Annotated in this window: 16 protein-coding genes; 6 read left to right on the forward strand and 10 right to left on the reverse strand. The window is 52.6% G+C overall.

Going from position 1 to position 22,927, the window contains the following annotated elements:
- Positions 1-141 precede the first annotated feature (141 nt).
- From hslR to Q399_RS0116310, 3 genes are all read left to right on the forward strand, one after another.
- Positions 142-555 (forward strand): ribosome-associated heat shock protein Hsp15, encoded by a 414-nt coding sequence (gene hslR / locus Q399_RS0116300; protein ID WP_031570262.1) that lies wholly within the window; start codon positions 142-144, stop codon positions 553-555.
- 7 nt (positions 556-562) lie between these two features.
- A complete protein-coding gene (gene hslO, locus Q399_RS0116305; protein ID WP_031570265.1) occupies positions 563-1,414 on the forward strand; it encodes an Hsp33 family molecular chaperone HslO in 852 nt (283 codons plus the stop codon).
- A gap of 234 nt (positions 1,415-1,648) precedes the next feature.
- Positions 1,649-5,653 (forward strand): S8 family serine peptidase, encoded by a 4,005-nt coding sequence (locus Q399_RS0116310; RefSeq protein ID WP_031570269.1) that lies wholly within the window; start codon positions 1,649-1,651, stop codon positions 5,651-5,653.
- 129 nt (positions 5,654-5,782) lie between these two features.
- Here the strand turns inward: Q399_RS0116310 and Q399_RS0116315 are convergent, their stop codons facing one another.
- The gene (locus Q399_RS0116315; RefSeq protein WP_051686088.1) at positions 5,783-9,466 is read right to left on the reverse strand and encodes a S8 family serine peptidase; all 3,684 of its coding nucleotides are present in this window, start codon (positions 9,464-9,466) and stop codon (positions 5,783-5,785) included.
- A 367-nt stretch (positions 9,467-9,833) separates the two neighbouring features.
- Here Q399_RS0116315 and Q399_RS0116325 point away from each other — a divergent pair, with 367 nt between their 5' ends.
- A complete protein-coding gene (locus tag Q399_RS0116325; RefSeq protein ID WP_031570274.1) occupies positions 9,834-11,372 on the forward strand; it encodes a phosphoenolpyruvate carboxykinase in 1,539 nt (512 codons plus the stop codon).
- 71 nt (positions 11,373-11,443) lie between these two features.
- On the opposite strand, the gene envZ is transcribed toward Q399_RS0116325, so the two are convergent.
- The 5 genes from envZ to greB all read right to left on the reverse strand — a co-directional run bounded on the left by envZ (position 11,444) and on the right by greB (position 14,829).
- Complete coding sequence (gene envZ, locus Q399_RS0116330; protein WP_031570276.1) at positions 11,444-12,763, reverse strand: two-component system sensor histidine kinase EnvZ; 1,320 nt, start codon at positions 12,761-12,763, stop codon at positions 11,444-11,446.
- A complete protein-coding gene (ompR, locus tag Q399_RS0116335; RefSeq protein WP_031570278.1) occupies positions 12,763-13,488 on the reverse strand; it encodes an osmolarity response regulator transcription factor OmpR in 726 nt (241 codons plus the stop codon). Before ompR ends, envZ begins: the two co-directional genes overlap by 1 nt.
- Positions 13,489-13,598: 110 nt before the next feature.
- Positions 13,599-13,811, reverse strand: coding sequence for a hypothetical protein (locus tag Q399_RS0116340; protein ID WP_031570280.1), 213 nt, complete (start codon positions 13,809-13,811; stop codon positions 13,599-13,601).
- A 157-nt stretch (positions 13,812-13,968) separates the two neighbouring features.
- Positions 13,969-14,256 (reverse strand): VF_A0006 family four-cysteine protein, encoded by a 288-nt coding sequence (locus tag Q399_RS0116345; protein WP_031570282.1) that lies wholly within the window; start codon positions 14,254-14,256, stop codon positions 13,969-13,971.
- Positions 14,257-14,331: 75 nt separating this feature from the next.
- Complete coding sequence (gene greB / locus Q399_RS0116350) at positions 14,332-14,829, reverse strand: transcription elongation factor GreB (RefSeq protein WP_031570284.1); 498 nt, start codon at positions 14,827-14,829, stop codon at positions 14,332-14,334.
- Between the two features lie 173 nt (positions 14,830-15,002).
- Here greB and Q399_RS0116355 point away from each other — a divergent pair, with 173 nt between their 5' ends.
- Positions 15,003-17,321 (forward strand): Tex family protein, encoded by a 2,319-nt coding sequence (locus Q399_RS0116355; RefSeq protein ID WP_031570287.1) that lies wholly within the window; start codon positions 15,003-15,005, stop codon positions 17,319-17,321.
- Between the two features lie 77 nt (positions 17,322-17,398).
- Here the strand turns inward: Q399_RS0116355 and Q399_RS0116360 are convergent, their stop codons facing one another.
- From Q399_RS0116360 to bioH, 3 genes are all read right to left on the reverse strand, one after another.
- Positions 17,399-18,334 (reverse strand): putative metalloprotease CJM1_0395 family protein, encoded by a 936-nt coding sequence (locus tag Q399_RS0116360; protein WP_031570290.1) that lies wholly within the window; start codon positions 18,332-18,334, stop codon positions 17,399-17,401.
- A gap of 13 nt (positions 18,335-18,347) precedes the next feature.
- Positions 18,348-18,647, reverse strand: coding sequence for a hypothetical protein (locus Q399_RS0116365; protein WP_031570293.1), 300 nt, complete (start codon positions 18,645-18,647; stop codon positions 18,348-18,350).
- 148 nt (positions 18,648-18,795) lie between these two features.
- Positions 18,796-19,554: a pimeloyl-ACP methyl ester esterase BioH gene (gene bioH, locus Q399_RS0116375; RefSeq protein WP_031570296.1), complete on the reverse strand. Its 759-nt coding sequence runs from the start codon at positions 19,552-19,554 to the stop codon at positions 18,796-18,798.
- 39 nt (positions 19,555-19,593) lie between these two features.
- Between bioH and Q399_RS0116380 the strand changes: the two genes are divergently transcribed.
- Complete coding sequence (locus Q399_RS0116380; protein WP_051686090.1) at positions 19,594-20,391, forward strand: ComF family protein; 798 nt, start codon at positions 19,594-19,596, stop codon at positions 20,389-20,391.
- On the opposite strand, the gene Q399_RS0116385 is transcribed toward Q399_RS0116380, so the two are convergent.
- Positions 20,337-22,880 (reverse strand): M14 metallopeptidase family protein, encoded by a 2,544-nt coding sequence (locus tag Q399_RS0116385; RefSeq protein ID WP_031570302.1) that lies wholly within the window; start codon positions 22,878-22,880, stop codon positions 20,337-20,339. The genes Q399_RS0116380 and Q399_RS0116385 overlap by 55 nt on opposite strands.
- Positions 22,881-22,927: the final 47 nt, after the last annotated feature.

Here is a 22,927-nt window from a genome sequence, read left to right on the forward strand (position 1 = left end):
AAGATCAGCAAAGTTATTTACCTTGCAATTACAGATGATAAACATCTGATATCCGTCACAAGCCGGACTGAACAGCCCGTCATACTGGAGCATAAGCCCTGATTATGCTATGTTCGCGCCGATTAGCGGAGCAACATACGAATGACTCAACCAACCCAAAATCAGGACAATACCACAGTTATATTACGTTTGGATAAATGGTTATGGGCCTGCCGTTTCTATAAAACCCGCAGTCTGGCTAAAGACATGATAGACGGCGGAAAAGTTCAGTATAATGGCCAGCGTTGTAAAGCCAGCAAAACGGTGGAAATCGGCGCCACTATCCGCCTGACGCAGGGTACTGACGAAAAAACCGTGATAGTCCGTGGTCTGTGCGAACAACGCCAGGCTGCCCCGCTGGCACAGCAGCTTTATGAAGAAACTACCGAAAGCCAGCAACTGCGCGCCGAACGCGCTGAACTGCGCAAATTGAATCTGTTGTTTGCTCCGCATCCGGAAACTAAGCCGGACAAAAAAATGCGCCGGCAATTATTGTTATTAAAAGCACAAAACTGAGGAAGCCATGAGCCAGTCTGATCAGCTGCTACGTTTTTTATTCCGCGAACGCGATGTGCGCGGCGAAGTGGTCAAAGTCGGTGCCAGCCTCGATGCCATGCTGGCAGGTCATCAATACCCACAACCGGTGAAACAGTTACTGGCCGAGCTGGTTGCGGCGACCAGCCTGTTAACAGCAACACTGAAGTTCGAAGGCCAGATTGCCGTGCAGCTGCAAGGCGACGGTCCGGTAAGGTTTGTTGCCGTCAATGGCAACGATCATCAGCAATTTCGCGGCGTGGCAAGGCTACAAAGCGAAATTCAGGGCGAAAGCTTCGCCGAACTGATTGGTCAGGGCTATATGCTGGTGACTATTACGCCGAATCAGGGCGAGCGCTATCAGGGCATTATTCCGTTGGTCAGCGACAGCCTGACAGCCACCTTAGAAGCCTATTTTAATCAGTCCGAACAATTGCCAACGCGGCTGTATCTGTATACCGAGATCGGCGAACAACAAAGCCAGGCCGCTGGTTTGTTACTGCAGGTGTTACCAGTCGACCAGGAAAAATCCCGCGAGGATTTTGCGCATATTGAGGTACTGGCAGACACGCTAACCCGGGAAGAATTACTGACATTGCCGCCGGAAGAAAGCCTGTACCGACTGTTCCATCAGGAAATTGTCGAACTGTTCCCATCTCAGCCAGTGCAATTTGTCTGTGGTTGCTCCCGCGACAAATCCGCTTCGGCGATAGTCAGCCTCGGCGCTGATGTCATCGACGAATATATTGCCGAAGGTAAACTGGATATCAGTTGTGAGTACTGTAATACCATTTATCATTTTGACGCGGCAGACTTACAACAACTGAAACAAAAATTCTGATATACCGCAGCACGTTATAATGACGTGCTGCTTTTTCTGACCATTCTGCCGCTTTAGCTTTTGCCCGCTCGCATTCAACATTGCTGATATTCGTCTATATTGGTTCAGGCGACACCGCCTGAACTGCCTCTGATGCTGTGAGAACTGCAGGTCTTTGTCGTATTGTCCCTCAGCCAATGGCGCTTCCCGAAATCGCCAGCTGGAAAAAAAATAATCAATTCAGGAAAATGCAACATGTTGGTCAAAGCCTCTACCCCATCACTGCTGGCGATATCCATCGCCGCCGCACTGGCCGCGCCGGTGTCCGCCAATGTTGAAATCACTCAGGCGTTCTCACCGGAAGTATCCGGCGAATTGCAATTTGATACTTCGTTAAAAAGCAAAGCATTAAAGCAAGATTTCCCGCAATATTTCATCGTCCAGCTGCAAGGTGAGCCTTTAGCCACTACCGCTGCAGTCACAGAACAATCGGGCCCGGGCAATAAACTGGATCTAAGCGCTGCAGCCACACAAAAACAAGGCAGTGCACTGGCGCAGGAGCGCAGCGCTTTTGCCGCAGCCCTAAAACAAGCATTACCGAACGCAGAGATTGACCGCCATTTTGATACTGTTATCAACGCGGTGGTTGTCACTTCTACTGACGACATTTACGAGCAACTGCAGAACGTAGCCGGCGTCAAAGCGGTGTTTCGCGAAGAAATGTATTACGAGCAGATGGATACATCACTCGACCTGATTAAAGCCAAAGCTGTGTGGGAACAGCTGGGCGGCGACATGAACGCCGGTAAAGGCGTCAAAGTTGCGGTCATCGATGGCGGTATCCGCCCGGAAAGTCCGTTGTTTAAAGATACCGGTTTTGCAGCACCTGCCAGCAAACCTAATAACGACTACTGCGCCACTGTTGAACCGACGTTCTGTAACAACAAACTGATTGTTGCCCGTTTCAGCACGCCAACTTTTGCCACAGTGCCACAAGAATACATGAGCCCGCTCGGTAACGGTGGCCACGGTACACACACTGCAGGTACAGCAGTCGGCGTACCGGCGAAAATTAAATTCAACGGTTCAACCAATATTGTGCCAACCGCAGATGGCAAACCAAATGAAGATGGTTTTACCGAAGTGACAGTGTCCGGTGTTGCGCCGGGTGCTTATCTGATGGCATATAAAGCTCTGTTTCAGGTGTTCCGCGCCGATGGATCTGTCACCGGTAGCGGCTCGAATGTGATGTTATTAGAAGCGCTGGACTGGGCTGTGAAAGATGGCGCCGACGTTATCAATAACTCCTGGGGCGGCAGCGCTGGTGCCAACCCATCGACCAGCCCGTATCAGGCAGCCTTTAAAGCCGCGGAAGATGCTGGTGTGGTAGTGGTGACCTCTGCCGGTAACAGCGGTCCTGCAGCACAAACTGTCGGCTGCCCGGGCTGTATCGAAAGCGGTATTACTATCGCCAGTACCACCACAGGCCGTTTCTTTGGCAACACAGTCAAGTTTGGTTCTGAAGCCGCTATGTTGGGTATTGCCGGCTCACAATTTGGTGCGACCATCAGCGGTTTAACCGCAGATCCGGTGGCAAAAGTGGTGGATGCGGCTAAAGCAGCGCCAACCAACGCACTTGCCTGTACCGCCTTCCCGGCAGACACATTTAAAGATAGCTTTGCCCTGATCTCCCGGGGCACCTGTGCTTTCACCGACAAAATTAATAATGCCATGGCGGCCGGTGCTAAAGGCGTGATTATGGTGCAGAACAACGACGGTCAGCCGACGTCAATGTCTAACCCGAATACCACAATTCCATCGCTGATGATCAGTAAAGCCGACGGTGCGAAACTAGCCAAAGCGCTGGAATCCGCGCCAAACTCTACAGCCACCATCAGCCGCTTTGCCAGCCGGGTGGTTTCAGCCCAGTTTGCTGACAACATGAGCGATTTCTCTTCACGGGGGCCGGATGGCGACAACAATATCCTGAAACCGGATATGGGCGCGCCGGGAAGCGATATTCTGTCGGCAACCTCGCCGGATCAATTCGAAGATAAACGTGGCTTCCAGCTGATGAGCGGGACGTCCATGGCCGCACCACATGTGGCCGGTGCTGCAGCCATCATGCAGCAGAAATTCCCGAAATGGACTGCGGTTGAGATCAAAACTGCACTGACATCGACCGCCGTAAATGGTCTGAAAAAAGAAGACTCAGTCACAGCAACCACGCCATTTGACATCGGTGCCGGCCGGCTGGATTTAAGTCGGGCAGTGAAAGCCGCAGCGACGTTCGACAAGCCTTCTTTTGCGCAAAACCCTTGTGTGATCAACTGTAACTTCACCCGCTCTATCCGCAATATGACGGATAAAGAAGTGACTTGGACAGGCACAGTACAATTCACCGATGGTGCGACAACCGGTAAACTCGACAAGACCTCCATCACGCTGAAACCATACGGCACTGCCGGTGATAAAGCTGATTTTGTGTTGTCTGTCGACGGAACTATGGCGACCTACGGTAGCTGGGTATTTGGTAACGTGCTGTGGACTTCGTCTGATGCGACGGCTCCGACAGCAACCATGCCGGTAGCAGTGCGGGTTGCCAATACGGCCGATGCAACCACTCTGGCTACCGCCAGCAGCACTGTGATGAAATCAGGCGAACCAACTCAGGTTACCGCGTCATTTGGCAATAAACTCTATGACAAGCAAGTGACTATTTTAGCTACAGCTCCGGCAGGCACTAAACTGGTCGCGGGTTCTGAATCGGCAGTCTTGAAAAACGCGACTGAATTCCTGTTAGACGGCAATGCCAATAACGGTCGGGTGGCCTGGACTGGTCTAGTGCAACAGCCAAAACTGTCGGTCGCGGCAACAGGCAGCCCAAGTTCAACAGTCCTCAAAGGTTCTGTTGCTGCAGCAACCTGTTCAGGTGAATGTGACGACAACGTCATCAGCTACAACCTGGGCGGCAGCGGTATCACTATCAACTATGGTGGCGTCGCTTATGGGCGTTTGCATGTATCTACCAACGGTTTCGTGCAGCTTAGCAACAGCGCCACTGCACCGGCAGCAGCTGCAGTGAATGCCAAACTACCAAGCACTGTCGCAGCAGCCAATATTCTTGCGCCGTTCTGGACTGACCTTGACCTGGCTGGCGGTTCCTCAGGTGCAGGTACCATGCATGTAGGCCTCGTCTCCGGCGGTGATACAGACTATATAATCGTCGAATGGAACGGCGTAGAGGTGTATGACGAACCAGGTAAAACTTATACCTTCCAGACCTGGATGGCTATCAATGGCCCTGAAGACATCATGTTTAATTACATGAACTTAGGCGCAACCCCGTCAGCACTGACTGTCGGTGTGCAGGATGCCAGTCGCACACTGGGTAACTCTATCTACTTCGCTGACGGAGCAACCGCAACGGGCACTGCCCCAGGTTCAAATTCTGGTGCCGGGGTCAGTTTCACACCGTCAGGTACTGTCGACCTGAAATATGCACTGGATCTGACCGGCGCACTGGAACTGGGTACCAAAGATACCGCAACAACGGCTGAAGACACTAAGTCAGCTGCCATTGATGTCTTAGCCAATGAAAAAACCTCATTTGTGAAAATCATCAACGTTGAAGTCACCAGTGACGGCAAATCAACCAAAGCCATCAACAAAGCTGCAGCGGGCGCCAGCGGTGCACTGTCTAAAGTTGCAATTGCGACCCAGCCAGCCAACGGTACAGCCGAAGTGGTTGAAGGCAAAGTGATGTATACGCCAAAAGCCAACTTCAACGGTAAAGATACTTTCACTTACACCGCGGAAGACGCTAAAGGCCTGAAACTGGTGCCTACTACTGTCGAAGTTACAGTCACAGCTGTGAACGACGCACCGACAGTAACAGGCGCCACTGTCACCGCAAACGAAAGTTCCAGCGCGACATTGGCGGCAACGGGTGCAGATGTAGATGGCGATGCCCTGACATACACCTGGACTCAGACCTCTGGCCCGGCGATGACTGTCACAGGCAGTACCGCATCAGTCAGTGTGACTACTCCGGCTGTCACTGCCAACACAGTGGCAACTTTCAGTGTAGTCGCCAGCGACGGCAAACTGTCTTCGGCTCCTGCTACAGTAACGCTGAACATCACTGACGTGCCGGCACCGGTCGTAGCGCCAGAGAAGAAGAGCAGCGGTGGTGGCGCAGGTCTGCTCTCTCTGCTGTTATTACCACTGGTCTGGCTGCGCCGGAACCGTCGTGGTTAAGTGTTAATCGCTGAATAGCAAACGCCGGTCAATCGACCGGCGTTTTTTTTGCTTTGTCAGTCATCAAGCATATTAAACGCAAAAAAAAGCCTGCAGCACGCTGCAGGCTTTTTATCTCATACTGATTTATCAGGCTTTACGACGGCGTAACAATGCCAGCGGTAACAGCAGTAAACCGATGAAACCGAAGCTGCCGCTTGATTTCTTCGCGATTTGCACTGAGCCACTAGCGGCGTCCGACGACATACCTGAACTGTCTGTCGCAGTCACACTGAGGCTTTGCGCCCCGGTATCGCCTTTACCCACAGTGCGGGCTAACACGATATTACCGTTCGCATAAGCAAACAGATCCGGGCTGACAGTGACCGTTTTCAGCGTAGCACCCGCTTCACGGATCTCAGCAGAGACCTTGCCAACCACAGTACCGGCGGCCGTACCTTCGCGTAAGTCAGTTGCCAGACTGCCTAAAGTCACCACTGGTTTTTCATCGGCGACGTTCGTGATGCTGACTGCCACTTTGGCCGGCGCTGAACTTAAGCCAGCTGTGTTCATGGCCACCACTTCCAGCGTGGCTGAAGTGACGCCTTTGTCAAAGTCCAGCGGGCCTTTCACCACAACACGGCCATCTTTTTCCACACCAATGGAGGCAGAAGTACTGCCAGCCAGGAAGAATTCAGTCAGACTGTTGCTAAAATCCGCTTCAGCCACTAACTGGCCAATCACTGTTGCATTGGCTGAGTTTTCCTTGACACTGAACGCTTGGCCTGCAGGAACAACCGGGGCTTTTTCTACCGGCGTCAGGTCGGCAGAGAACATCGCATCACCGACATCAGACAGCAATACAAAGCCTTTACCTGTCACTTCTTTTGGCACGTTCACCACAGCTTCGCTGCCCGGTTCCAGTTTCGTCAGATCTTTGCCACCAGCAGAGAAAGTAACATCCGCAGCTGGAGCAATGACAGCTTGTGCAGTCACCTGGTCATCGGCCACGACGCCTGCACCGAGGCCCAATGAGAAACCGTTGTTGATGGCAAAGGCGCGTAGCGAAACACTCTTACCAATATCGCCGGCAACCAGACCAATCCGCTCAAAACACGCTGACAAGGTCACATTACGCTGGCCTGTGGCATGGAACATGTTGTAAACAAAACCGCTCAAAGTACCATAAGGCACTGCGAAGGTACCCATCAGACCCGGTACACCGGCATAGGAATCGCCCAGACGGGTTAATAACAGGCTGTACATTGAGAAGTCGTATTTGCCATCGTTATTAACGTCTAAATCAAAACCCAGGTTCGCCTGCAGTAAATGATTCAAGCCTTTATCCAACGTGATGGTAGGTGCTAATAAATAACCTGACGAACAAGTGGTGGTTGGTACTGAAATCACATCCAGCGCGACTGAACGGATATCATGCGTGACGGCTTCTTTGGCATCAGTCGCCACTAGTTGGGTTGAATACAAGTCAGCCGCAACAGCACCAGTGTTTTTCACGACGATTTGTGGTTTACCGTCCACAAACTTGCTGCTGACTGCCAGTTGCGCCTGTGCTTGTGGGATCAGGTGATACACCAGATGCAGGTCATAATCACCACTGACTGACGGGTCATCAAATACCAGTGCGCCGTCGTATTCCACTTTGGTCAGCGCGGCATCTTTTTGCAGCGTTGGTGTGGTGTTTTGCAGGCCAAAAGCTGGCAGCTTGGTTGGATCTACGGTGACACTGACATCAAAGGTCGTAGTCTGGCCCGGTTGAACAGTGACAGAAGCCGGAATAGTCCAGGCTAAGGCGCCGGTTGCAGTATCTTCAGCAAAACGGTCTTTGATCCGCAGGTTATAAGTTTTAGCTGCGGTACTGAAGTTTTTCAGTGTTACCGTTTTCTTCAGCGTGGTTTTCTGCGTCATGCTTTGCAGACCAAAAGACAACGCCGCTTGTTTGGTGTTAAAGGCTGTGTCTTCAACCCAGGCGGCAACCGGCAGTTTGGCCGCTTTTTCTACATCAACTAAACCGGCACCGATAGCAGAGATTGGCGCCAGAACGGCTTGCGGATGCGCTTTTGGCAGGTTGTATACCTCAGGATTCGCCGCGTTCATGATGGTCGCTTTGACTTCCTGCGCGGTACGGTTTGGCAGCACCTGACGTAATTGTGCCACGGCGCCCGCAGTCAATGGACCAGAGAACGAAGTCCCTGAGTTCAGCGCAAATTTATCGCCTGAACCCACAGCCGCCATCAGAATGTTAGTACCAGGCGCGGTAATTTCCGGCTTCAGCAAGCCCTGCATCGCCGGGCCACGCGAGGTGAAAGTGGAGATACCACCTGCAGTGTTAATTGCAATCGACTTGATACTGTAGTTTACAGCGCCTTTTTCCAGCGCAGCTTTAATCGCAGCACCATCTTCCAGCGAAATGCCCACAGACGGAATTTTTACGGCAGGATCTGCACCACCACCCGAGAAGGCACCTGCACCCGCTGCGTTATTGACCAGAATGACAAACTTCGCACCGGCATTTTGTGCGTTCAGCACTTTTGCTGTGAAGTTACAGGTTCCGCGGTCAATTAATACCGCTTTGTCTTTCAGCGAATCAGCCGCAAAGGCATTACAGCCTAAGGCGTTTTCTTTGACATACACCAGCGGCGCAGAGGCTTGATCAAAAGCGAAGGCGCTGGTTGGGTTGAAGCCTGAACCCAACATGGTGATTTTTTTACCATCGATGGTGTTACTTTCAAATACCGGGCTGGTTCCGCTCGGGTGCGTCATAGCGCCGACAGACAGGGCGTTTGGCGTGGTGCTGGGGCCGCCGACGCGGAATGGATTCGGGCCGTCGTTACCGGCTGAAATCACCATATTAACGCCAAGTTCCGCTGCTTTTTGGATGAGGAATTGGGTACCGGACACTGCAGTTGCTGAACCAAACTGACCACCCAGCGACATATTGACCACGTTAACACGGTCTGACATGTCGCCGTCGCCATTCGGGTCCATTGCAGCTTCTAAAGCACCAATTTGCGCAGCAGCCGGACAAGTACCGGTACAAACGGTGTAAGCATATAAATTAGCATCAGGCGCTGTCGCTAAGACCGATGACGCTACCTGAGTACCGTGACCACCGCTGGTAGGGTCAATCGGGTTCGGGTCGTTGTTGATAAAGTCATAACCGCCCAGGACTTTGCCTTGTGGCCAGGCTGGTGCAGCTTTTTGATCGACCGCAGTGTAAGCGGCTACTGTACCAACACCGCCAATAGCTTTGTGAGTGTAATCGACACCACTGTCTAATACAGCCACCCGAATACCTTTGCCGGTAGCAGTGCCCGACGTAATCAGGCCTTTGGCATTCATATATTCAACACTTTGCGCCAGCATAGGTTTGCTGTCATACAACGGATAAATTGCTTCGACTGCGGCCGACTGACGCAGGCTTTCCAAGGCTGCATCTGACGCTTTTACCACCAGACCTGAAGCCAGGTTACGCGTACTCAGCAGGACTTCGGCGTCCCGGTCTAATGTCAGCAATTGCTGAGTGACTTCCTGCTGCAGACTATCGATATCGGCTGTCAGGCTGTTTAAAGCGGCGTCATCGGCTTTGGCTGCACGTAATTCGGATAAAGCGGCTTGCTTTAACACGACATAAAAGCCAGATGGGGTGGCGGCTTCGAAACCTTCGGTCAGCGCGACAGCATCTTGTTGTTGCGGAATATAGTCAGTGACTAATGGCGAGTTCATCCGATACTGATCAAGCGTCGCTGCGGCCGCACTACCGCTGATCGCCAGACCTACCGCTGTCGCCAGCGCTGATTTCACGAGTTGTTGCATGTTTCCCTCCAGAGGAACTGGTTGTTACTACTTATTGTTATTGGCCGAAACAGTTAACATAAAGATGCCAAAAAATCACATATTTTCGATGTAATGCAGTCAATCGACCTGTTTGCCGGCTTTAGAAACACCGTTTTTTCGCAAAAATCTGAAATGATTCTGGTAATAATTACGCAGAAAAATCAGAATTGATGCCTGCACTTGCGCTTTTTATCTGCATTTTTATGCAGAATTTGCAGTTTTATCGCAGTATTACTACAGATCCGATCTGTGTTTCGCATATTTTTTTGTCGCCCGACCTGTCGCCTTACGGTACAATGATCAGGAACTCTAATCCCTGCTCTGTACCCGAAGGAGTCTGTTGAGAATGACCACGCAAACAAACAGCCACAATGATTTATCTGTGGCAGATCTGGTTGAACATGCCATCCGCCGCAACGAAGGTGTCCTGGCAGACAACGGCGCCCTCGTCGTGCGCACCGGTCACAGAACAGGCCGCTCGCCGAAAGACCGTTTTATCGTCCGTGAAGCCAGCACTGAAAACGACATTCAATGGGGCAACGTCAATCAGCCGGTCTCGGCAGACGTCTTCAACGCGCTGTGGAGCAAAGTAGAACATTATCTGAACGACCGTGAGCACTTCACGTCTCATCTGGAAGTCGGCGCAGATCCGGAACATTACCTGCCAGTGGTCGTTCGCACCGAAACCGCCTGGCAACATATCTTCGCGAAAAACCTGTTTATCACGCCAGCCAGCTGGAATGCGGCCGGCAAACCAGCCTGGCAAATTCTGAACGTGCCAGGTTTTGCCTGTGACCCAACCCGTGACGGCACCAACTCAGACGGCACAGTCATGATTAACTTTGCCGAGCGTAAAGTGCTGTTAGCCGGCATGCGTTATGCCGGTGAAATGAAAAAAGCGATGTTCTCAGTACAAAACTTCCTGTTACCGGCCAAAGGCGTGCTGCCAATGCACTGTTCAGCCAACGTCGGCGAAGCTGGTGATGTCACGCTATTCTTCGGTCTGTCTGGTACCGGTAAAACCACGTTATCTGCAGATCCAAAACGCTTCCTGATCGGTGACGACGAGCATGGCTGGGCACCGGGCAGTGTGTTTAATATCGAAGGTGGTTGTTACGCCAAATGTATCGACCTGTCGAAGAAAAACGAGCCGGTCATTTGGGATGCGATCCGTTTTGGTACCATTCTGGAAAACGTCGTGCTTGATGACAGCCGCACGCCGGATTACAAAGACGCCAGCCTGACGCAAAACAGCCGCGCCGCTTACCCGCTGGCTCACGTGGAAAAACGTGTAGAAGCCAACCGCGCCGGTGAACCACGCGCTGTGGTATTCCTGACCTGTGACGTGTCTGGTGTATTACCACCAGTATCAGTACTGTCTGAAGAAGCTGCTGCTTACCACTTCCTGTCTGGTTACACCGCGAAAGTAGGCTCGACCGAAATTGGCTCAACTTCAGCCATTGAATCCACCTTCTCAACCTGCTTTGGCGCACCATTCTTCCCGCGTCCGGCCGGTGTTTATGCGGAACTGCTGATCAAACGCGTGCGTGAATTCAACTCGAAAGTGTATCTGGTCAATACCGGCTGGACCGGCGGTCCACATGGTGTTGGTCAGCGTTTTGACATCCCGACCACACGCGCCATTATCGATGCTATCGTGTCTGGCGAGCTGGCGAACGTCGAAACTGTCCACCTGCCGCAGCTGAATCTGAATGTGCCGGTAGCAATCCCAGGCGTTGACAGCAAACTGCTGAATCCACGGGAAACCTGGGCAGACAAAGCGCAGTATGACCAATACGCAGCTAAACTGGCTGCGGAATTTGCCAATAACTTCAAGAAGTACGATGTATCAGAAGCCATCCGCAGCGCAGGCCCAAAAGCCTGAGTGCGTTATAGCTGACATAATAAAGGCCGCAACTGCGGCCTTTGTTGTTTCTGTGTCTTCTGTATCAGAAGTCAGGCTGTTGGCTTCACTTTGCGAACGGGCAGATAAACCGTCGCCACCAAACCGCCAAAGGCGTGATTGTGCAGGCGGATCTCACCATGATGCATATCCACAATCTTTTTGATAATCGCGAGACCAAGCCCTGAGCCAGCGCTGCCGCGGGCAGTATCACCCTGGGTAAAAGGCTCAAACATCCGCGTCATCTGATCTTCCGGAATGCCGGGGCCGTGGTCCCGCACCTGCAAATACACGCGCTGACGGTTTTTTTCATAACCGGTGCGCACTTCAACAGCACCTTCTGAATATTTCAGCGCATTTTCAATCAGATTGCTCAGCACCCGCTTGATAGCGATACGCCGGATCGGTACCAGTGGCAAACCGTCCAGCAGTTCAGCGCTGATTTGCCGCTGTTGCAGCCGATCGGCTTCGACTTGTTCCTGCACCAGCTGATTCAGGTTTTCTTCGGCCAGCGTCTCTTCTTTGTGATGACGGATATAGTCAATGAACTGGTCGATAATGGCATTCATATCATCAATATCACTGACGATGCCGTCGCGGATCCAGCTGTCCTGCTCACTGACCATTTCACTGGCCAGACGAATGCGCGTCAGCGGTGTGCGCAAATCATGCGACACGCCGGCCATCAGCAGACTACGGTCTTTTTCCAGCTGGCGAATACCATTGGCCATATGGTTAAAAGCGCGGGTCACCGCGATGATTTCGGTCGATCCTTCTTCCGGCAAAGGGTCAGGAATGTCACCGCGACCAACGCGGATAGCCGCTTGCTGCAACTGCTGCAGCGGCCGGTTTAACTGCCGTGCAAACCACCAGCCACCGGCCACACTTAAAAAGCCAATCAGCAGGATATAGATTTGCAACGGTGAGAAGTCGGTTTCATTGAGGCCGGTTAGCGGCACTTTAATCCAATATTGCGGTGCCTGCGGCGGTCGCACCCAGAACGAGAATTGTTGGTCCTGCTCAATACGCACTTCAGCCGGACCACCTAATTCACGCGACATCTCATCGGAAAAATACTGATAATAAATCGCGTTGTTCAGGCCCTGGCGCAAAGCCTGCGCCTCGGTTAATACATCGATGCCCGTCGCCTGCTGAAACTTTTGTGTCAGCTCCTCAGACAATAAGCCATGCTCACCGCCAATATCGATAAACACCACTTTGATCTGTTTTGCGATCAGATGATTTGTCTGCTGCAGCGTTGGCTGAATGACATATACGGCCACCAGAAAATACGATACTAACTGATTGATCAGCAATAACAAACCAATCAGAAATACCGTTTTACCAAAGGCGCTGCGGGGTAAAATCCGCATCAGCTGGCAACACCGTCCGGCACAAAAACATAACCCAGGCCCCAGACCGTCTGGATATAGCGCGGATTGGTTGGGTCGTCTTCAATCATGCGGCGTAACCGCGAAACCTGCACGTCAATACTGCGCTCCATCGCCGAGTAATCGCGGCCACGCGCCATATTCATCAGTTTGTCGCGGGACAAAGGCTCACGGGCATGACTGACCAGCACTTTTAACACAGCAAATTCGCCACTGGTCAGCGGCATCAGCTGCTCGCCTTTGTGCATTTCACGGGTCGCCAGGTTAAACACAAAAGGCCCGAATTTGACTAAGGTTTCTTCCTGCGTCGGCGCGCCCGGTAATTCTTTTGATTTCCGCCGCAATACAGCGCGGATCCGCGCCAGCAATTCACGCGGATTAAAAGGTTTTGGCAGATAATCGTCTGCACCCATCTCGAGGCCAATGATACGGTCGACTTCATCGCCTTTGGCAGTCAGCATAATGATTGGGATCTCATTTTCCTGCTGGCGCAGGCGGCGGCAAATCGATAAGCCATCTTCCCCCGGCAACATCAGGTCCAACACCAGTAAATGAAAATTTTCCCGCTCCATCAGCCGGTTCATTTGCTCAAAATTGGCGGCGGTACGCACTATATACCCCTGCTCGACCAGATAACGTTCCAGTAAAGCGCGTAAGCGCATATCGTCATCGACTACCAGAATTTTGGTGGTTTCCTGAGTTTGCATGATGGATCCTTGTCACAGAATTTTTCCCACTATAAACGAAAAACCCGCAATGTTGACGAGACATTGCGGGTACAGGTGTTACAAATTCTTTCCGTTTTGTGATTAAGGCCTTAGGGCTTTGGCTGCTCCGCTAATGCTACTTTACGCACCGGTGGATTAATCCAGACCACATGGGCAACCTGGCGCTGTTGGCGTTTCAGGTTATCCGCTTTGGCGACCTGATCCTGGTCCACCACAAAGGCATAATCAGGTTTCACAGTAGCACAGCCGCTCAGCAACACAGCTGCAACGGCTACGACAGTAAATACAGTTTTGTTCATCATGTTGCTGTCTCCGCAGGTGAGTTTGGAACTCTAAGGCGTTCGTTTCGCTTTGAATATAGCGAAGCCCCTCACCGGATCGCCAGCATATTTTTGTTACACGTAGATGACAGAAAATGAAATTCCAAAAATAATTTTATCTATATGTTTTTAAACATATTTATTTTCTGAAATCATGTTGCTCCCGACAGACTTGTAATAAATCTGCCATTACTTCACGAGTTTTTACCGGCGAAATGTAATCAAGGACACACTGCCAATAAGCTTTTTTTCGCGGTAATACCACCAATTCCCGATGAATATGGTTACAGGCATTGCGCACCAATGCTGCAGCTTCCGGTATTTCAACCTGACTTTGATACTGCAGGATGCACTGCTGATAGGCCTCGTCATCCGCCTGTGCATGGCAGGCCCACAACAGCAATACTAAGAAAGCGACTTTTGGCATAGCAACCTCATATTGTTAACAAGATGAGATAAATTGACAGTTTTTAACTGATAGCCGGCTGAATGATTCAGGCAATTAAGACTGCTGCGGATAATAAATTTCGGTGATCCACCACTCTTTGCTGCCTGCCGGCGTTGTAACCACGGCACTGTCGTCGACTTGTTTTTTTAACAAAGCCCGCGCCATCGGCGCATCAATCGAGATGTAATCGGTGCGGCCATAAATTTCATCCGGACCAACAATGCGAAATTTCAGGCTATTGCCATCTTCGTCTTCCACTTCGACCCAGGCGCCAAAAAACACTTTACCCGCCTGCTGCGGTGAATAATCGACGATTTGCAAATCCTCAAGACGCTTCCTTAAGTATCTGATTCTGCTATCTATTTGCCTTAACAAACGCTTATTAAAGGTGTAGTCTGCATTTTCGGAACGATCGCCTAAGCTCGCTGCCCAGCTGACAATTTTGGTCACTTCAGGCCGTTTTTTAAACCAGAGTTCGTCATGCTCCGCTTTCAGCTGGTTATAGCCCTCCCTGGTGACTAATTTGGTTTTAACTTGTACTTTTGTCTTCATCCACAACAGCTCCGCGACCTGACCTGGCTTGTTCCATCGCGGTTTATACCAAGCGTCGTTGCTGCTGTCAGCCGTCACAGGATGGATTTTTTTGTGTAGCCGTATGACAATAGCCGTCACTTTATCAGCAGCAGTCCGTCATCTCGCTGCTTCGCAAGGAACTCAATAACACCATGTCGATGATTATCAAACAGATCGCTGCCGAGATCGCAGCCCGTCCGGATCAGGTCAATGCTGCAGTGCAGCTGCTGGATGAAGGCGCCACAGTGCCTTTTATCGCCCGTTACCGTAAAGAAGTAACGGGTGGTCTGGACGACACGCAGCTGCGGACGCTGGAACAGCGCCTGACTTATCTGCGCGAACTGGAAGACCGCCGGCAGGTGATCCTGCGTACGATCAACGAGCAGGGTAAACTGACGCCGGCGCTGGAGCAGGACATTCTGGCCGCCGACAATAAAACCCGGTTGGAAGACTTATACGGCCCATACAAAGCCAAACGCCGCACTAAAGGCCAAATCGCCATTGAAGGCGGTTTGTTACCGCTGGCCGATGCATTATTAGCCGACGCCGATTTAGTGCCGGAACAAGCGGCGGTGCCTTACATCAACGTCGAAGCCGGTTTTGCCGACGTGAAAGCCGTCCTGGACGGCGCTAAATACATTCTGATGGAGCGTTTTGCCGAAGACGCCAATCTGCTGGCAAAACTGCGCCGTCATCTGGCGCAGCATGCTGTGTTAAAAAGCACTGTGGTTGCCGGCAAAGAAACCGAAGGCGCAAAATTCCGCGATTATTTTGCCCACACAGAGCTTTGGAAAAACGTGCCGTCACACCGTGCTTTGGCAATGTTCCGTGGCCGCAATGAAGGCATTCTGAACCTGCAGCTGCAGCCAGACGCCGATGAAACCAGCGCCCACGCCAGCTGTGAGCAGATGGTCGCCAGCCATTTTGACCTGCGCCAGCAGGGCCGCGCCGCTGATGCTTTTATCCGCACTGTGGTGCAATGGACCTGGAAAGTGAAACTGCATCTGCAGCTGGAAAATGACTTGCTCGGTGAGCTGCGCGAAAAAGCCGAAGAAGAAGCCATCGCCGTATTTGCCCGCAATATGAAAGATTTATTGATGGCCGCACCGGCCGGCATGCGCGCCACGCTAGGCCTCGACCCGGGCCTACGCACCGGTGTAAAAGTGGTCGTCGTTGACCAGACCGGTAAACTGGTCGCCAATACCACCATTTTCCCGCATGCACCACAAAACTTGTGGGACAAGTCAGTCAAAACTCTGGCTGCTTACTGCAAACAATTTAAAGTCGAACTGATCGCTATCGGCAACGGTACCGCTTCCCGCGAAACTGACAAACTGGCAGCTGACGTCATTAAAATGCTGCCAGAACAGCAACTGAGCAAAATCATGGTGTCGGAAGCCGGTGCTTCGGTGTATTCAGCTTCAGAACTGGCCGCGCAGGAATTCCCGGATCTGGACGTATCGCTGCGGGGGGCAGTGTCGATTGGTCGTCGCTTACAAGACCCACTGGCCGAGCTGGTCAAAATCGAACCTAAAGCCATTGGTGTTGGCCAATATCAGCATGATGTGAACCAAAGCCTGCTGACCAAATCGCTGGACGCTGTGGTTGAGGACTGCGTGAACGCCGTTGGTGTGGATTTAAATACCGCCTCTGTAGCGCTGCTCGCCCGTGTTGCAGGCCTGAATAAAACGCTGGCGCAAAATATCGTGATGTATCGCGACAGCAACGGCCGTTTTATGCAACGTCGTGACTTGCTCAAAGTGCCACGCCTTGGCCCTAAGGCCTATGAGCAGGCGGCAGGTTTCCTGCGGATCAACAACGGCACCAATCCACTTGATGCATCTGCAGTGCACCCGGAGGCATATCCGCTGGTTGAGAAAATTCTGGCCAAACACCAACAGCCGGTCGACGCAGTGATCGGTAACAGCAGTTTCCTGAAGTCGATTAACCCGGCTGAATTCGCTGACGAGCATTTTGGTATTCCGACCATCAGCGACATCCTGAAGGAACTGGACAAGCCAGGACGCGACCCGCGGCCGGAGTTTAAAACAGCGCAGTTTAAAGACGGCGTGGAAACCATGGCCGATTTAAAACCGGGCATGCAGCTGGAAGGTGTGGTCACAAACGTCACCAACTTTGGCGCTTTTGTTGACATTGGTGTGCATCAGGATGGTCTGGTCCATATTTCGTCGCTGACCGAAAAATTTGTGTCGGACCCGCACCAGGTGGTCAAAGCCGGCGATATCGTCAAAGTTAAAGTACTGGAAGTGGAAATCGAACGGAAACGCATCGCGCTGACGATGCGGATGGACGAGCAGCCACAGCCAAAAACAGCAGGTGGCGCCAAAGAACGTGCAGCGCCGGCTAAGTCCGCTGGCAACCGGCCGCAAGGTGCACCGCGCCAACAAGACAATGGCAATGCCGCGATGGGTAATGCCTTTGCCGCAGCGCTGGCCAAGCTGAAAAAGTAACGTCTGTATCTGCTTGCAGCCCAATAAAAACGCCGTCATTTGACGGCGTTTTTATTGTCTGGCTGATAACCATGGTTTCAGGCGGTCAGTAATAACGGCCTGTCCTGAGGCTGCACTGCTTGCTGATAGTAGCCACTGATCACCTGACTACGTTTTTGCATCAATGCTGCCAGCTCAAGACTGCGCTGCTCGACCTGCGGGCCTTTATTCACTGGCCGCCCGGGTTCCAACTGCTGCGCATCTGGCTGCAAATAGTTCTGGCTGCTGGTACCTGTGTTTTGCTCTTGCTGTTGTTCGTCGGCTTGCTCCAGCCAATAATCTGCATCTGCTGCCGGCGGGTTATTCAGAACTATATTTTGCTGCGCTAATTCAGCCTGAGCCTGTAACACGCGCTGTGTGGCTTCGGCTGCTACACGCCGGTCCGCCGAGGAGGGATCTGCCGGTGCCAAAGCCGCCGCTTTGACCTTCTGCATTTTGATGATGGTTGCCTGCGGATCGCCTGGCACCATCGCCAAATCGATATTGACCTCGCCACCCACTGCATATTGCCGGCCGTCAGGCCCTAACTCAAACTCATAACTCGGAGAAGCAGCTAAATCGCCACCGGCATTAGCATGCGCCTGTTCATGGGCACGGACTTCTGCATCGCGTTTTTTCAGTTCGTCCAGCTTGCGCTGTTCACTGGCGCTTTGTTGATCATCACGACCAGAGCCGGATTGCCCGGAACTATCCTGCTCAGAACGCCCTTCCGGGTCTCGTTCCTGCGAACGACCCTCGATTGCCTCTTTGAGCTCAGTACCGCGATTCTTTAACTCGTCCGTGTAAGTCGGATTATTGTATTGTGGCGAATTACGGCTTTTATCTTCGGAAATCACGCCCTTTTCTGCGGCGTTACGTTCCATCTGCGCAACAGGTTCGATGATGTCACGTTTGAGGTTTTCCCGGCGTGCCAAATCCACAGCCGGATTGCCGACATAGGGTGTGACATTAGGGTAGACCGACGTGATGGCCATGTTGCTCTAGTCCTCAGGCACTGACGTCAATCAAAGTGCCAAGCATTTCGTCAGCCGTTTTAATCGACCGCACATTAGCTTCGGCATACAGTGATTCTGTGGTGAGTTGCACCAGGCTTTGTTCCAGCGCTGGCGTTTTCGGCTGTGGCTGGACAGGTTCCGGCTGCTGCGCTGCAGCATTGGATTGCTGGGCATTTAAGGCGCGTTGCTGGTTAATCGCTTCGCGATTGATATTCACAGTAGCTTCCGTAATGCCATTGGAGGCGCGTTGAAAACCCTGCAAACCTGAGTTGTACGCGGACTGTAATTCCATCGGCGGATCTCCACAACATGAACCTATGATTAAATAGTAACCAACTCATGCAGTTGAGACAAGGAAAATGGCAAATTGCCGCCACTTTAGCGGCAATTTTCTGCCGTTTTTCTGATCTGGATCCGGCCAAACAACTTTACAGTGGCCGCTAAGCCTGTAAACACTGTCTGATCCAGTACAAAAACTCAGTCTGGTGCGAGATAAAAGGCGCATGCGACGCCTTGGCCAGCACTGAAATCTGCGCGCGTGGCGCCAGCTCTGCCAACATAGTGGTCATCGCCACCGGCACCAGCGAATCCAACCGGCCAAAGCAGCCAAACAGCGGCATACTGAGCTTGGCAAGCTCCGGACGTAAATCGGTCGTGGCCAGAATTTCAAGACCAGCCGCCAGCACCTGCGCCTGTGGTAATGGCAAGCTCAGTACCGCCTGCTTCAGCTGCTTGATATCATGTCGTGCAGTGTCGCTGCCCATCGCCTGGATCGCGAGAAAACGTTCCACGGTCAGCGCCAGATTAGCAGATAAGGACCCCGCAAATTGCTGCATCACCTGCGCGTTCATACCGGGCCAGTCCGGTTGCTGCAGAAAACACGGCGAGCTGGCGACCAATGCCAGCGACCGCACTTTTGCCGGATGCCGCAATGCCAGCTGAGTTGCCACCAGACCACCGAGCGACCAGCCGAGCACAAAGCTTTGCGCCGGGATCTGCGCCGCCAGCTGGTCGGTGATCGCCGCCAGGCTATAAGGTTCCGGATAGTTCGTCGCCAGGCCATAGCCGGGTAAATCCAGCGCCAGCACCTGATATTCCGCAGCAAGCACGTCCGCGACAGGCTGCCAGATCGCATGATTTAAACCCCAGCCATGAATGAGCACTACTGTCGGTTTGGTATTTTCAGCATTCAGCGTCATAGTTAAATTTATGTAAAATATCTAATCACAAGGATTGTGATGGCCATTCAGATCACTATTGTGCCTGCGTTAAAGCAGCTGCTGCAGCGCTTTTTGCACCTTTGCCTGCCAAATTGTTGTTTATGGTGTGATTTTCCGGTGCATCAGCCCGGCGAACAGCTTTGTGATCACTGTCAGGTCGCTTTACCGCGGCTGTACTGGTCTTTAAACGGCAATGCGCTGCAGCTGCCGGCAATCAACAGAGGGCTGCAGGCGCCGCAGTTTGATGCGGTCTGGAGTTTAAGCTGGTATCAGCAGCCCTGGAGTCATTTTATCAGCGCGTGGAAGTTGCAGCAGGAACTGGCCTGCGGCCAGCTGTTACGCCAGCAGCTGGCACTGGCTCTGCCGCACTGGCGCTTGCAGGACCAGTTCGCTGCGGTGGCTTATGTACCGATGCATGCCAAACGGCTGCGTGAGCGCGGTTTTAATCAGTCCCGACAGCTTGCAGCCACAGTAGCTGCAGTCAGCGGCTTGCCGTTGCTGCATGTTTTTGTTGCGCAAAGTCATCTACCGCATCAGCTTGGCGCCAGCGCCAGTGCGCGCCGGGCTCAGCTGCGCCGCCAGTTCCGGCTCAAATCACCGGCGGACGCAACATTACCCACGCAAATATTGCTGGTTGACGATGTGCTGACCACAGGCGCAACGCTGAATCAGCTCAGTCGACTGTTGCGAAAGGCCGGCGTGCAGCGAGTTGGCGTAGTCACACTGGCCATCACACCGGCGCCCGGTACTCAGACCTGGCTCTACTCGTCGCCGTCACCACTGTCGTCGCCAGAGTCGAACAACTTGCCAAAATAAAGGCTGTTAACCAATAACCGGCCTGAGCCGACAAAATAACCGCGGAATACCGGGTTGTCTGTCATCGCGACAATACGCCCTTCGCCAACATTGTGCGCCAGCACTGTGGCGCTATTACGAAATACATTGACCAGCGCCGGATCGGCATAACCGGCTAACTGTGCCTGATCGCTATAACGAGCGACGGTAACAAAAGGCTGTTCAGCCGGCTCCATCAATAACAGATCATTTTTAAACACCGGCAGTTGCTGACGCGGCAAGCCAAAAGTCAGTGGATGGCTCAGATCGACGTCAGTCTGGAAAATCGCTCCTGCAATACGCTGACGACCAGCCAACTGTTCTTTGTCCTGGTAAGCTGGCGCGGTCATAGTGACTAAGGCTCTTAACTCGCTGGCTTTTTTCAGCTTGGCTTGCAGCAGATTTTTTTCCGCCAGCCAACTGACTGCCGCTTTTTGTGCCCACAACACACCGCCTTGTTCCAGCCAGCCTTTCAACTGCGCCACTTCGGCATCGCCCCAGCTGTTGTAATTGCCATCCGGTAACAGAATATGGCTGTAGCGTGCCAGATCGAGGCGTTTCAGCCGTGCCGGTTCGGCCATCGATGGTGATACGCCCGCCAGACGCTCAATGGCAAACCACAGTTCACCGGCTTCCGTTGAATTGATGCCAGGGCCTGCCACCAATAAAACCTCCGGCAACACCAGCGGTTTGACCTGATTACTGCCCAAATCCTGGCCTTGCGGCGTCAGGCCTGAAGTTAATGCACTGAGCGCTAACGGCTGTTTCTGGGCAAATTCGCGTAGCTTTTGCTGCCAGCCTTCAGCTTGCAAACCCGCGGGCAGCAGCACAGTACCTGCAGCAAACTGCTGAACACCTTGTGCCGTCATAGCACTGAATGCCTTCGGCGCCACTCTGAGCTGAAAACCTGCCTGCAATAAACGCGCAGTTTGCACTGGTGCCTGTTGATCAGCCCATGGCAGCGCATAAGCGTAAGCACCATCATTAAACGTCTGTGCTGTGGCTGCAGGTTCGGTCCAGGCTTCAGCTGCAAGTTCTGACGGCGCTTTGCGGCTGGCGGCAAAATCGATGTTGTAGGCGTACGGCAAGGTCCAGGCTGACACGTCATAAAAGGTGTTGTCGCGGAAATTGGTATCCGTATTAAAGGCCGCTTTGAGCAGGTTGTACTGGCTTTGTTCTACCGGCACGAAATAACTGTGGCCGGCCTCAAAGGTTTTGCCGTTAATCTGGAAATCTTCGGTCAGTGCATAAGCGGCAATTTGGTGTTGTTTTAACAACTTCAATAGTGCCGCAAGCCGGCTTTGATCGGCCGCTTCACGCAACAAATAACCACGCACCGGATCAAGCCGGGCCTGCTCTTTGGACTTCTGCGCAAACTGATACTGCGCTTGTTGTAAATCCTGTTTATGCGCTACGGCGCCATTGAGCGTTGAAAACGACGTGCGGTACTGATTGTCGATGGCAAAGCTAAAACTGAGTTCCGACTGCAGGCTCTCCTGCAGGTGGCCCCGGCTGCTGCCTTGCTCGAACAAAATGCCAACACTGCCGTGCACATCCGGGTATGTGGAGCCTTTACCAACATAAAAATCGTCGAAAGCTTCTTCAGTGAAATATAGCCGGTTCACCTCGTCCAGTGCTTTGGCATGGAATTGCGCCAGCTGATTGGTCAGTTTGATAGTCGATTCCGGTGCAAAGGGGCTGTTACGGCTTGGAATGCCGGGCTGGAAAAAGAAGGTGCTGTTGGTGCCCATCTCATGAAAATCCGCCACTATTTGTGGCCGCCAGCGGTGGAACTGCGCGATACGGGCCCGGCTTTCCGGATGCTGCAGTAACAACCAATCACGGTTTAAATCAAACCAATAGTGGTTCGGCCGGCCATTCGGCCATGGCTCAACATGCTCCCGATGTTGCGGATCTGCAACCGGTGCAGTGCCCTGATGCATATTGACCCAAGTCGCAAAACGGTCGTTACCGTCCGGATTCAGGCTGGGTTGCAGCAAAATAATGCTGTTGTCGAGCAGGTTTTTGACCGCCGGATCTGTCGAAGTCAGCAGCTGATGAACAACCCGCAGCGAGGCATTGGCGCCGCTGGCTTCATTGCCGTGGATGCTGTAACCGAGCCAGACGATAGCTGGCAGCGTCGGATCAGGTTGTTTTTCACCGCGACTGACCGCGAGGTGCGCTTCGCGAATTTGCTCCAGTCGCTGCATATTGGCGGCAGAACTCAGAATAAGCTGCAATAAAGGCCGCTGCTCGTGGGTCCGGCCAATAATGTCAAAGCGGGTGCGATCCGGCGCTGCTGCAGCGGCGGCACGCAAATAAGCCTCGAGCTGGTCATGGCGCGCATGCCACTGACCGGGTTCAAAGCCCAGCACCTCCGACGGAGCGGGCACCACAGGGGCATTCTGTGCCTGCAGCACAGGATGAAAAAATGCAGTCGCCATCAACAGAGAAAGAGTAAAAGTTCGCACCGGCTATCCTCCTGAAAACTAAGTATTCACCTTAGCAATAAAGCCTG

This window comes from Rheinheimera texasensis DSM 17496 (assembly GCF_000711985.1).
Classification (GTDB): domain Bacteria; phylum Pseudomonadota; class Gammaproteobacteria; order Enterobacterales; family Alteromonadaceae; genus Pararheinheimera; species Pararheinheimera texasensis.